Below are 12,316 nucleotides of genomic sequence, written 5' to 3' on the forward strand. Positions count from 1 at the left end.
GCGCACCATCGCGCTCGTCGGTCCCTCCGGGCGAGGGAAGACGACTGCCGCCCGGCGACTCGGGGCGCACTTCGCCTATGTGAGCCATGAGACGGTCGCCGTCGACGGCGACCTTTCGGTGCAGTCTTACCGCAAACCGCTGTCCGTCATCACCGACGGTCGCGCCCACAAGGAACAGATTGCACCGAGCGACCTCGGACTCAGGGAGCTGCCCGGCGCTCCCCTGGTCCTCACCGCACTCACCCTCATCGAGCGACAGTCCGACGCTGCAGCCCCGGGTGCGACCGTCGTCGACACGATCGACGCTATCTGCAAGATGACCCCGCAGATCAGCTACTTGCCCGAACTCCCCACCGCGCTGCAGTATCTCGCCCGCCTCTTCGATGCCATCGGGGCGCCGACGCTGGTGATCTACCGGGATGCCGTCGAGCTTCCCGCTCTCGTCTCACAGATGTTCGCCTCCCCCGGGCTGCCCGCCCCCTCGTGGACGGTGCCCGCGCGGTCGGACCGCTCCGGGCCCTGGCGCGCCACGACCTACGACGACGCCATCCTCGTCGGTGGGCGTGCCTGCATTCTTCGCCACGGCGTGGTCACGGCGCTCGGCCCGCTCGGGCGCCTCGTCTGGACGCAGTGCCTCGCCGGCGCGTCTCCCGACGAGATCGCGGCGGCAGCCGTCGCCGAGTTCGGCGAGCCCGACGAGGGCGGCGTGGACCGACTCATCGCCGGCGCGCTCGACGACCTGAACACGCACGGGTTGATCGAGGCGCGATGAGCACCGCTCCCTCCCGCCCGACGCGCTCGCGCTGGCAGCGGATCCGCCGCTCCCCCCTCACGCATGTGGCGATGGCCTTGATCGCCCTCGCCCTCGTTCAGCTTCTCCTGGTGAAACCGTTCCAAGTGCCGTCCGAGTCAATGTCACCCACGGTCGAGACCGGTGACCGCATCCTCGCGAATCGGCTCGCGATGAGCGTGTCCGATCCGGTGCGGGGCGACATCATCGTGTTCCCCCGACCCGACACTTGGAAGACGGATGCCAGGGAAGCAGGACCCTTCAGGGTCGCTGCCGGATGGGTCGGCGACATCGTGGGCTTCGGTCCCAGCAACCTCGATGCGCTCGTCAAACGCGTGATCGGCGAGCCGGGGACGACGGTGCGGTGCTGCTCGGCAGACGGCCGCGTCGAGGTGGACGGTGCCGCTCTGGACGAGGGGGATGTGCGCAACGACCCGCCGTTCAGCCCCGGTCAGCTCGACTGCGCGAGCGTCCCGGCGTCTCAACGGTGCTTCGGGTCTGTCACCGTACCCGACGGGAGCTATCTGGTGCTGGGCGACAATCGTGCGAACTCCGCCGATTCGGTCGCCGGGATGCCGCGGCATCCCGGCCATCGAGAGCTGCGGGCGCTTCGTCTCCCGGGCCGACATGATCGGCAGGGTATGGGCGGTCGTCTGGCCGTTTAATCGCGCCTTCGGCCCACTTGGCTGAGGGCTTGGCCCAGGAGTTCGTACACGACCCACGTTGCCTGTGGTCGGCGTCCCACCGCGGGGACGGCGCCGACTAACAGAAGTGATCAGGCCCTGTCGCGGGACTTGCCGACATGAACACCTGCTCGGGACCGGCACACAGATGAATGCCCGGCGCAAGATCACCGGGCATTCATCTGCAGGGGTGGGGTTAGGGCGTGCTCGAGGAGTTGGAGACGGAAACCCCGTTGTTGATCGCGGCAGCCGTCACAGTGACGGTGGCGGAAAGGGGGTCATCCTCCGAAACCTCTGCCGGGTCGAAGGTTCCGGTGTAGCTCGCGACAGGCGCAAAGATCGACACCTGACTTGGCTGTGACGACGTGCCACTCACCGTGACCGGCTCTCCGGTGAACTCAACGCGACGCCCGGAGGCCGCGACCAGAGCCACGGTCCACACGGTGCCGCCGGCAGTGATGGTCTCGCCGACCGAGAAGAGGCTCACTCCATCTGCTTTGGTGATCTGTCCGACGGCATTAGGACCCAGGAGCCGGTATGATGCGCGCAGCGCGCCCGTTGAGTACGAGCCCACCACGTTGCTGAGTTGCACACCGGCGTTCTGGAAGTCACCGGAGAAGGTGCCGGCAGAGAAGTTGGCGCGGATGTTCCCCCGACAAGAGCCAGGATTTGCGCTGAGGCGGCGCTTGCCGCTGCCAGTGGCGCAGCGACGGCGACGGCGATCACGGGCGCTGCCCATGCCGCGGTCTTGATCACGGTACGACGGCTGACGGAGCCGGTGACGGAGTCGGACTTCTCGTTGCTCATATGCCCCCCTTGGGGTTTCGATGGGTGCCCGACCTCATGCGGGTGCTGGTCGGGGCGGCTTCAGGGTGATGATCTCGGCTTCGCCGGGTGAAGCAGGGGGTGAAGGGGGACAACGACGCTTTGGGTATGAGAAGTGACGTGTCGCGTGCGCGGTCGGTTACTGAACGGGCAGGCGGCGCACGGCCGACGGAGAGGCGAGCCCCTCGGCGGCGAATGCGCGGGCGAGGCTCGACCCGTTCGCCAAACCACACGCATGGCCGATCTGGTCGATCGACAGGGCTGCGTAGGCGGGATCCTCGAGTAACGAGACCGCGTGGGCCACTCGAGCCCGCCGGATACTGCGGTCCATCGTGGTACCGCGGGACGAAAACTGACGTTGCAAGGTGCGAATCGACGTGTTCAGTTCCGCGGCGACCGACGCCGCCCTGAGGTCGGGATCGCCTACTCGCGCTGCGATGACCGACAGCGCCGCGGAATAGACGTCCGACACGGCGGGGCCTCCCTGAGACCGCAACGACGACACCACCACTCCGACCAACATCTCCTGGAGCAAGCGCTCCATGAAGTACAGCGTGAGTCCGGTGTGACGATCGCCCGAGGTGGCACAGCTCCACGCGAAGGTGAGAAACGGCCAGAACAATGCGGAATGCACGTCGAGAGGAAGGGGCACCGGCGCGTCGACCCCCACGCCGTGCAGAACCTGCGCGGGAAAGGTGAGCACGAGGTGACAGCGCGCCGCGTGCGCCTGGACCGGCGCGGCCGGCGCAATGGTCGCCACGCAGGAACTCGCCGCCCCCACAGGGCCACGAATAGAGGGCGGTCGACCGAGCGAGACCACGAGGCACGCCTCGTCTTCACCGGCATCCGTAGGAGGCATCGTTAGCTGTGAGCCAGCGATGGCCCGTACTCGAACACTTCCGAAGATCGCCGCCGGGGGCGAAACGGCGTGCAGCGCACCGACCACGTTCTACCCACCCCACGACGCAAGAGGCGAAGCGGGCACTACCCGGAGATTCGCCGCGTCGGCATTCGCACGGCGCGGCCCCATAGAACCGGCGCTTGCGCAACGCATCCGCCGGCTAGCCGCAACGGAACGTCAAGAAATTGCGAAGATTCTACGAAGAAACCTGCGTTCGCGGCCGGGGCAATGCGCAAACGGGCTCCGCGAGGTAATGAATGCCCCCGGTTGAAGAAGGAGCCTGCGTACAGCCCGGGCGCCTCAGCTCGCGAAACCCGCCAGGAACGGATCGCACGACGCGTCGACCGTCACGGGGGTGTCGCTCGCCGTCGGAGTATGACGAAGGTCGAGCGGTCCGAGCGGTCCGCCCGGAAGCTGCACCGTGTACGAGACCGTGCGCGACTCGTTCTGGCCGAGCGTCACCATTCGACTCTCTCCGGTGTTCCCGTTCTCGTTCCCGCTCCGCGAGAGCGAGGGGATGTCACCATCGGCGGGATCCATCGCGGTGATCGTGGCACCCGGAGGCGCGAAGAACAGGGTGTCGAGCATCATCGTCGTGCGCGGCAGGCCGTAGGTGCCGTTGCGCGCACCCAGCGTGTAGGCGTTGGTGATGTCATCCGTGATGCTGTTGCGCAGGTTCATCGAGACGTTGACGGTGCGATCCGCGGCGTTGCAGCTCGCGAACACCTCGGTGGCGAGGTGGTACTCGAGCTTGCTGACCGAGAAGTCGTTCAGGTAGATGCCCACCTGCGTCGATGCGGCGTTGTCCGTACGCAGACCGCCGTCGAGACCGACCTCCGTCACGAGAGCCTGTGCCTGCTCGTCGGTGAACCAGAGGTTGATGCGCTGCTCCTGAGCGCTGCGCGTGAGCTGGTCGAACATCGCGATGGGGTTCCACTGTCCCCCCGACAGGCGGGAGAACACCGTCGACGACACCGAGGCGAAGAACTCGTCGGACGAGCGCCCGTTGTCACCCGCGTCGCCGTAACGCTGATAGGCGTCGCTGAGCACGAGCTTGACCGCGTTCTCGGCCGTGATCTGCTCGCCGGTGGGCAGATCGACGGGGCCCAGCACCTCGAGCATGTGAGCGAGCACGACGGGGTCGATCGAGATCACGCCATCGAACTGCGAGCCGTCGGTGCGATCCCACAGCGATTCGAAAAGACGCGCGGTGGTCGGGAAATCGGGCGTGAACGTGAAGTCCTGCGAGTAGCGCGTGAAGGTGTCGGGGTACAGCGCCAGCGTGCTCTCGGGGAGGTCTAGCGCCGAGCGCCCCGCCTGCCCGGCCGCGTAGAACGCCATCGAGTCCGACTGTTCCTTGAGCTCGATGCGTCCGTTGTCGACGACCATCACGCTCGACGCCGCGGGGTTTCCACCGGTGGCGCGGATCTCGGCGTTGTTCTGGAACAACACGAGGTACGTCTTGGGTCCGTCGCCGCCCGCCGCAGCCAGAAGGGACGGCAGGTACTTCTGCACGAGAGTGAGCGACGGTGCCGCCTGGTCGACGATCTGGGCGACCTGATCGAGGGGTTCGGTGACGATCGGGAGCAGATTGGTGCGGTCGATGCCGTCGGTGACGACCTTGGCGTCGGTGAACGCCGCGGTGATCTCGGGAAGCGCACCCTCGGCCTGGCGGAACGGTTCGAGGTTGATGCCACCGCCCTCGACCGCGAGCGACGAGAAGTCCGACGCCGACAGCAGGGCGACCGTCGGCGGCAGGGCGCGCCCGGTCAGTTCGCGGGTCATGGCGGTGAGGCTCTGCACCGCCTCGGTGTTGTCTTTGACGAGGGGAATCGAGGATGCCAGATCCCACAGCGGGCCGGAGGAATTGGCATCCGCGCGGTTCGTCTGCTCGAGCACTTCGTTCGAGACCTGATTGAGGCCCGCGATGTCGCGATTGGCGACGATCTGCGGGACGAACGAGAGCTTGGCCTGGGCGCCGAGAAGGTCGGTGCGGACGACGCCCGCTTGATGAGCGAAGGCGAGGGCGACCGCGGCGGTCGCGCAGACGGCGAAGCCGAGGGCCCCGAGAGTCCAGCCCGCGATGGCTGCCGCCACGCGTCCGCGTCCAGAACTCGCCGCTTCGGGCTCCACGTCGACGCGACGCTGACGCCTCGACGGCGTGTCGTGTGCGTCCGTCATGAGGTGGCACCCGGGACGGTGCCGGACGGGGCGGGCTCAGGATCGATGATGATGGGGGGCTCTTCTGACTCCGTCGGGTCGGGGACCGGCTCCGGATCCGGATCCGGCGCGGGCTGAGACGGCGCCGGGTCGGGATTGGTACCCGTATCCGGGGAGCCGCCCTGGTTCCCGCCACCCGTGTTCGAACCGCCACCCGAGTTCGTTCCGCCACCGGTGTTCGACCCGCTTCCGGGGTTGCGGGGAGTCGTGGGTGCCGCATCCCTCTCCGCCTGCTCGAGGGCCAAAATGCGCGCGTTCTCGGTGCGGAGCGCGTCGAGCGACGCCGCGTAGACCGGCATCTCCGCCAGTCCGTCGCCACCGGCCTGCTGCGCCGCCTTGACACGCGCCGCCGCGTCGGTGACCGCGGCACGGAAGCTCTGCGATGCGGAGTCGTTGATCGTCACGGCTTTCGCAGCCTCGGACTCGATGGCTGAGCCGAGGTTGGACAGCTCGCCGCGGAACGAGGTGAGGGCGGCGGTCACCGTGGATCGGGCATCCCGCACATCGGTCACCAGAGGAGGCAGCGACTCGCGAGCGAGCCGCACACCGTCGATGGCTTTCCCGACGTCTACGAGGTCCTTCTCGTCGATAGAGGCGCGCTGATACGTCGGGATCGACACCGGCTGGGCCGCTGCCGCCACTTGAAGCAGGTTGAGTCTCGAGGCCTCGGCAGTCGCGAGAGGAGCCGCATCAACGCGGCCCTGCAGCGCGACGAGGACGGACGCGCTGCTCTGACCGAGGTTCGCCGCCTCGGAGACGGATGCGTCGAACAGATCGGCCGCCGTCTGCAACGTCTGGGTCTCGTTCGCGAGCTCCGCTTCGCGCTCCCGGAGACTGACCATTGCGTCATCGGCGGGATTCGCCGTCGCTCGCTGAATGACGGCAAATGAGGCAGTACCGACGAGCGCGACGATTGCAATCACCGCAGCGGCCACGCTCAGGTAGTTGACCGCACCCGCTTTACGACGACCACCGAACATCGGGCGCTTGCCGACCTGCGCAAGCTCCGGCGCCTGCCAGCCTGCTCCTTCGGCGGCGACCCCGCCCGAGCCCACGAAGGACGAAAGATCCGTCATGATGGACGGGCGGGCGCTGGCACGAGTTCCCCCCACGAGCGCCGCCAATTCCGATGCCGTGCTGTCGTCGTGCGGGGCCTGTGAATCGCCCACCAACGCCTTCAGACCGGAAGATCCGTCACTCCGCGGCTGCTGCGGTGCCGCCGTGGACGCTCCGACCAATGCACGAAGCGATGCCGTGTCGGCGGATGGTTCCCCCGGCGGTCGCGCATTTCGTTCGGAGTCCGTGTCGGGCCCGAAGAGCGTTCTGAGATCGTTCATGGCGTCTCCCGGGCGCCATCTCCGGCGCCGTTCTGCGAATGTCGTAGGGTAGTCGAGGGGGCGCCGGATACGGCGCGGATTGCTCCGGGACAGAATAGCCCGAGAATTCGTGCGTATCCTCCGGGCACCCGCTCATCTCCCCACCGGCGAATGGACGAGGCTTGGAACTGCGTGACTATCTCAGAATCCTTCACCGCAACTGGATTCTCATCCTTGCGTTGACGATTCTCGGCGGTGCGGGGGCGTACGGCTACTCCCTCCTTCAGACCCCGACCTACGAAGCCAACACGCAGCTCTATGTGTCAGTTCGGTCAGACAGTTCAGGCGTGAGCGAGCTGGCGCAGGGCACCAACTTCGCTCGTCAGGCTGTCGTGAGCTTTGTCGACGTCGTCGACAGTGCCCTCGTGCTCGACCGGGTCATCGACGACCTGAACTTGGATGTCACAGCTCAGCAGTTGGCGCAGTCGATCGAAGCGTCGTCCGCAACGAACTCCGTCATCATCTCCATTCGCGTGTCCGATGGAAACGCCGAAACGGCAGCCGCCATAGCCAATTCAGTCGGGTCCAACTTCGCTGACGTCGTCGTGAATCGCTTGGAGAAGCCGGACGGGGACACTGCGAGTCTTGTCCGGGTCGAGACCATCGCCCCCGCGCTTGTCCCCACATCTCCGTCGTCGCCGCACATCCCGATCAACATCGGGCTCGGCATTCTCCTCGGTTTGGCCCTCGGCATCGGAGTGGCCGTGCTGCGGTCCATTCTCGACACCCGTATCCATTCCCTGCACGACATCGAAGCGGCGACCGAAGCACCCGTCCTGGGGGGTATCGCTCTCGATCCCGACGCCAAGAAGCGACCGCTCATCGTGCACGCGGATCCGCGGAACCCTCGCGCGGAGTCCTTCCGCAGCCTCCGGACGAACCTGCAGTTCGTCGACGTAGACGGCTCGTCCCGTTCGTTCGTCGTTTCCAGCGCCGGCCCCGGCGAAGGGAAGTCCACCACAACGGCGAACCTCGCCATCGCGCTCGCGGAAACCGGAGCGCGAGTGGCCCTCGTGGACGGCGACCTCAGGCTCCCGCGCGTGGCGGATTACATGGGCGTCGAAGGAGGGGTCGGTCTCACTGATGTGCTCATCGGGCGGGCCGAACTGGTGGACGTACTGCAGCAATGGGGAACGGGAAAGCTCTTCGTGCTCCCCTCGGGTCGGACACCCCCCAACCCGTCCGAGTTGCTCGGCAGCCAGGCCATGCAACGGACGCTGGAGGCTCTCGCCGAGGCATTCGACTACGTCCTCGTCGATGCTCCGCCCCTGCTGCTGGTGACTGACGCCGCGGTCATTTCGCGCTTCACCAGCGGCGTCCTCATGGTCGCGGCGTCCGGAACGACGAAGAAGCCTCAGCTCACCGCCGCGGTCGAGAAGCTGGGTGCCATCGGCAGCCGTCTCTTCGGAGTCATCGTCACTATGCTCCCCGCCAAGGGACCCGACAGCTACGGATACGGCGCATATTCCTACAGCGCCGCGCAGGACGAAGTGAAGAGCTCGGCTTCCGGCGACCGTCGGTCTCGGAGACGCGAGGACAGCCGATGAGCTTCACAATCCTCAGCGTCTGCACCGGAAACGTCTGCCGATCACCCGTCGCCGAATTCGCTTTGGCCGCGCTCCTCGCCGACGAGGGAGGCGTCAGCGTAGAGAGCGCGGGAACCGGGGCCCTGACCGGGGAATCCGTTCCGGAACCCGGTCAGCGGATAGCGATGGAGTATGACGTCGACGCGTCACACCACACGGCCAGACAGGTGTCAGCTCCCCTGATCCGCTCTGCCGATCTGATTCTCGGAATGGCGCGAGAACACCGTCGATATGCTGCGGAAACGCTCCCCGCGGCGATGCGACGCAGCTTCACCCTGCGGGAACTGGCGCGAATCGCAGAGGCAGCCCACTCCGATCTTCCTGCTTACGTCCGTGGATCGGGTGCGACGACGGCGGATGACGGAATGCGCGCAGCGGTGGCTTTCGCCGCCTCCCTCCGCGGAACGATCGCCCCGCCTTCGGACGCCAGTGAATTCGATGTCATCGATCCGTACCGCCGATCTGACGAAACCTACAGAACGTCCTTCGGTCAGCTGGTCCCGGCCGCGCGGAGCGTTGCGGCGTACCTACGCGCCGGGGCGCGGCTCGCCGAAGCAAACCAATGACCATGCGACGTCGCCCGAAATCGGTTCGCCGGACTCCTGATCTTCCGGGAGTACATCGAGGCGGTGTCAGCACACAATCCACAGCCCTGTGTTCTCGCCGGAAACGAATCAGTCATCTGTGCGTGACTAGCGGTGAAACGCCGGGTGTTACTGTTCGGACGGGCTGAGCCTCGAAAACTTCCGTGAAGGAAGCCGTCGGGTCGATGCCCGTCGACGAGTAGGCAAAGACCTCGACATCTTGGAGAGAAATATGACTGAATCTCGCCGTGCTTTGGTGACGGGGATTACAGGCCAAGACGGCGGGCACATCGCTCAGCTGCTTCACTCGAAGGGGTACGAAGTGTTCGGCCTCATTCGTGGCCAGAACAATCCTCGACGAGAAGCTTTCCACCGCGAGTTCCCGTTCGCGACCCTCATCGAAGGGGATCTCACAGACCCCACGTCCCTGATCCGCGCCGTCGAGCAGAGCGACCCGGATGAGCTGTACAACCTCGCGGCGATCAGTCACGTGGGGTACTCCTTCAAGAACCCCACTCTCACGGCCGACGTCACGGCGAAGGGTGTCTTGAATGCTCTTGAGGCCGTCCGTGTCACCGGCCGCGCCTCGAAGACACGCTTCTACCAAGCATCCACCTCTGAGATGTTCGGCGGCTTGGACTACAACCGGCCGGGGGCCGGGTACAACGAGAACTCGTTGTTCCACCCGCGAAGCCCATACGGCGTCGCGAAGCTGTACGGCCACTGGATCGCCAAGAACTACCGCGAGAGCTATGACATGTACGTCTCGTGCGGCATCCTCTTCAATCATGAGGGCGAGCGACGCGGAGTCGAGTTCGTCACTCGCAAGATCACGCACGCTGTGGCGCGAATCAAGCTCGGTTTGCAGACCCACATCGAGCTAGGCGACCTCTGGCCGAAGCGAGACTGGGGCTACGCCGGCGACTACGTCGAGGGTATGTGGCGCATGCTGCAGCACGACGCACCGGACGACTTCGTCCTCGCTACTGGCGAGACCCACTCGATCGAGGAGTTCCTCACGTTGGCATTCGCCGAGATCGGCGTGGATGACTGGAAGCCTTACGTCGTCCAGAACCCGGCGTTCATGCGGCCCGCTGAGGTCGACATCCTCCTCGGCGACCCCGCCAAGGCCGAGTCCGAGCTGGGGTGGCGTCGCGAAGTCGACTTCCCTGGGCTGGTGGAGCGCATGGTGACCCATGACCTCAAGGAGCAGGCGCGGGCCGCACGATCATGAGTCGTGTGCTCGCCGTCACGGGGGCAAACGGGTTCGTCGGCTCCCACGTCGTCCGACTCGCCGCGGAGGCCGGACACACCGTCTGGGCGATCGGACGTGAGTCCGAGCCCTCTCCCAGCATCGCGCCCCACGTCGAGCGATACGTCTCCGTCGATCTGGCCGATGAATGGCCCGTCCGCGACGAGGTCGACGCGATCGTGCATCTTGCCGGGCTTGCGGCGGTCGGCCCGTCGTTCACCCATCCCCAGCGGTACCTCGAGGTGAACAGCCGCATCATGACGAATCTGGGCGAGTTCTATCTCGGCGCCGGGGCGCGCCCGAGGACGGTGGTCGTCAGTTCGGGGGCGGTCTATGCCCATCTGGCCTCGGGCACCGTCGACGAGGGGTGTGAGACCTCGCCAACCAGTCCTTACGTCGTGGCGAAGTTGCTCGTGGAGCAGCAGGCCCGTTACTACGCCCAGCGCGACTTGGACACGGTGGTCGTCCGTCCCTTCAATCACATTGGGCCGGGACAGGGGCGCGGATTCATCGTGCCCGACCTGACCGCCGCCGTGCGCGCGGCCCCCGCCGGGCACGCAATCGAGACGGGAAACCTCCTGGCGCAGCGTGACTACACAGATGTCCGCGACGTCGCCCGGGCTTACCTGACCTTGGCGATGGCTCCCGAACACCAGCACGACACGTACAACATCTCGACCGGGGTACCGCGCAGCGGAGAGGAGATCCTCCGCGTGATCTCTGACGCACTGGGCCGCGAAGACACGACCACGGTCGTCGATCCCGCCCGAGTCCGACCCAACGATCCCGCAAGGATCGCAGGTGACTCTCGTCGATTCCAAGACGAGTTCGACTGGGTTCCGGCCGTCCCCTGGGACCAGTCGATCCGGGACTATGTCTCCGCAGCCGCACCCACCCCGTCCGAGTCCTCCAACCCCTGAAGGACCTCACCATGAGTGAAACATCCAAGCGCACGGACCATGTCGCGATCGCGCACGACTATCTCACGCAGCGCGGCGGGGCGGAGAAGGTGGTCCTCGCCCTTCAGCGAGCTTTCCCCTCAGCGCCGGTGTACACAACGCTGTACGAGCCGAGCACGACCTACCCCGAGTTCGCCGCATCGACGATCCTCACTTCGCCCCTGAATCGCGTGGGCTTCCTCCGTCGATCGCACCGGTTGGCTTTGCCGTTCCTCGCCTGGGCGTCGACCCGCGTGAAAGTGGATGCCGATCACACGATCGTCAGCTCAAGCGGGTGGGCACACGGCTTCCGCGCCCGCGGGTCGAAGGTCGTCTACTGCTACTCGCCCGCACGCTGGCTTTACCAGCGGGACGCCTACCTTGGTTCGTCCAGACTCACCCCCGCGTCCGTCGTGCTCCGGGCGCTCTCGCCCTTCCTGAAGCGCTGGGACCTCCGCGCGGCCCGCTCGGCCACGAAGTACTTCGCTATCTCGACTGTGGTTCAGCAACGCATCAAGGAGACATATGGTCTCGACTCGGAGGTCTTGCCTGCTCCGCATACCGTCGACAAGACCATCCCGCACGAACCCGTCGACCTCAGTCCCCTTTCCCCGGGCAACGGTTTCTACCTCTGCATCTCCCGCCTCCTGCCGTACAAGAACGTCGACGTCGTGATCAACGCGTTCAACGACCTGGGACTGCCGCTCGTCGTCGTCGGCACCGGTCCTGAGGAGCGGAGACTCTCCGGTCTCGCCGGCGATTCGGTCGTCATGGTGAAGAACCTCACGGACGGCCAGATCCAGTGGCTCTACGCTCATTGCACGGCCGTCGTGTCGTCGAGCTACGAAGACTTCGGACTGACTCCGATCGAGGGCGCCACTCACGGCAAGCCGTCGATCGTCCTGCGATGGGGCGGCTTCCTCGACACGATCGCGGAAGGACGTACAGGAGTGTACTTCGACGAGCCGGTTCCCTCCGCGGTCGTGGCCGCCGTGGAGAAGTCGCGGGCGACGGAGTGGGACGACGACGCGATCCGCGCGCACGCCGATTTCTTCACCGAGGAGCACTTCGCCCGCCGCCTGCGCGACGAGATCGCACGCCTGGACGCGGACTCAGCTCCCTCTCGCGTGCACCCCGACTCATGAGAGACAGTTCAATGGC

Annotated in this window: 11 protein-coding genes; 7 read left to right on the forward strand and 4 right to left on the reverse strand. The window is 66.1% G+C overall.

Annotation, left to right across the window (positions count from 1 at the left end; all coding sequences use genetic code 11):
• The first annotated feature begins 79 nt into the window (after positions 1-79).
• Together BJP65_RS06355 and lepB are read left to right on the forward strand one after the other, a co-directional pair.
• The gene (locus BJP65_RS06355; RefSeq protein WP_156784833.1) at positions 80-772 is read left to right on the forward strand and encodes a hypothetical protein; all 693 of its coding nucleotides are present in this window, start codon (positions 80-82) and stop codon (positions 770-772) included.
• Positions 769-1,455 (forward strand): signal peptidase I, encoded by a 687-nt coding sequence (gene lepB / locus BJP65_RS06360; RefSeq protein WP_083285738.1) that lies wholly within the window; start codon positions 769-771, stop codon positions 1,453-1,455. Before BJP65_RS06355 ends, lepB begins: the two co-directional genes overlap by 4 nt.
• A gap of 214 nt (positions 1,456-1,669) precedes the next feature.
• Here lepB and BJP65_RS16510 read toward each other — a convergent pair whose 3' ends face one another.
• From BJP65_RS16510 to BJP65_RS06380, 4 genes are all read right to left on the reverse strand, one after another.
• A complete protein-coding gene (locus BJP65_RS16510) occupies positions 1,670-2,212 on the reverse strand; it encodes a hypothetical protein (protein WP_156784834.1) in 543 nt (180 codons plus the stop codon).
• 225 nt (positions 2,213-2,437) lie between these two features.
• Positions 2,438-3,058, reverse strand: a complete 621-nt coding sequence (locus BJP65_RS06370) for a helix-turn-helix domain-containing protein (RefSeq protein ID WP_070408578.1) — start codon at positions 3,056-3,058, stop codon at positions 2,438-2,440.
• A 441-nt stretch (positions 3,059-3,499) separates the two neighbouring features.
• The gene (locus BJP65_RS06375) at positions 3,500-5,380 is read right to left on the reverse strand and encodes a DUF4012 domain-containing protein (RefSeq protein ID WP_083285740.1); all 1,881 of its coding nucleotides are present in this window, start codon (positions 5,378-5,380) and stop codon (positions 3,500-3,502) included.
• A complete protein-coding gene (locus BJP65_RS06380; protein ID WP_156784836.1) occupies positions 5,377-6,588 on the reverse strand; it encodes a hypothetical protein in 1,212 nt (403 codons plus the stop codon). Before BJP65_RS06380 ends, BJP65_RS06375 begins: the two co-directional genes overlap by 4 nt.
• Before the next feature lie 329 nt (positions 6,589-6,917).
• On the opposite strand from BJP65_RS06380, the gene BJP65_RS06385 reads away from it, so the two are divergent.
• From BJP65_RS06385 to BJP65_RS06400, 5 genes are all read left to right on the forward strand, one after another.
• On the forward strand, positions 6,918-8,342 hold the full coding sequence (locus BJP65_RS06385) for a polysaccharide biosynthesis tyrosine autokinase (RefSeq protein WP_070408581.1): 1,425 nt from the start codon (positions 6,918-6,920) through the stop codon (positions 8,340-8,342).
• Positions 8,339-8,947, forward strand: coding sequence for a hypothetical protein (locus BJP65_RS16265; protein ID WP_083285741.1), 609 nt, complete (start codon positions 8,339-8,341; stop codon positions 8,945-8,947). Before BJP65_RS06385 ends, BJP65_RS16265 begins: the two co-directional genes overlap by 4 nt.
• 250 nt (positions 8,948-9,197) lie before the next feature.
• A complete protein-coding gene (locus BJP65_RS06390) occupies positions 9,198-10,199 on the forward strand; it encodes a GDP-mannose 4,6-dehydratase (protein ID WP_070408582.1) in 1,002 nt (333 codons plus the stop codon).
• 5 nt (positions 10,200-10,204) lie between these two features.
• Complete coding sequence (locus BJP65_RS06395) at positions 10,205-11,137, forward strand: NAD(P)-dependent oxidoreductase (RefSeq protein ID WP_070408583.1); 933 nt, start codon at positions 10,205-10,207, stop codon at positions 11,135-11,137.
• 11 nt (positions 11,138-11,148) lie between these two features.
• Entirely contained in the window at positions 11,149-12,300 is a 1,152-nt protein-coding gene (locus BJP65_RS06400; protein WP_070408584.1) for a glycosyltransferase, read from the forward strand.
• The last annotated feature ends 16 nt before the right edge of the window (positions 12,301-12,316 follow it).

The organism is Microbacterium sp. BH-3-3-3 (genome assembly GCF_001792815.1).
In the GTDB taxonomy this organism is placed as follows: domain Bacteria; phylum Actinomycetota; class Actinomycetes; order Actinomycetales; family Microbacteriaceae; genus Microbacterium.

Coding starts and splice junctions, on each gene's coding strand:
- BJP65_RS06400 (WP_070408584.1), top strand. CDS start 11,149: ATGAGTGAAACATCCAAGCGCACGGACCATGTCGCGATCGCGCACGAC.
- lepB (WP_083285738.1), top strand. CDS start 769: ATGAGCACCGCTCCCTCCCGCCCGACGCGCTCGCGCTGGCAGCGGATC.
- BJP65_RS16510 (WP_156784834.1), bottom strand. CDS start 2,212: ATGGGCAGCGCCCGTGATCGCCGTCGCCGTCGCTGCGCCACTGGCAGC.
- BJP65_RS06390 (WP_070408582.1), top strand. CDS start 9,198: ATGACTGAATCTCGCCGTGCTTTGGTGACGGGGATTACAGGCCAAGAC.
- BJP65_RS06375 (WP_083285740.1), bottom strand. CDS start 5,380: ATGACGGACGCACACGACACGCCGTCGAGGCGTCAGCGTCGCGTCGAC.
- BJP65_RS16265 (WP_083285741.1), top strand. CDS start 8,339: ATGAGCTTCACAATCCTCAGCGTCTGCACCGGAAACGTCTGCCGATCA.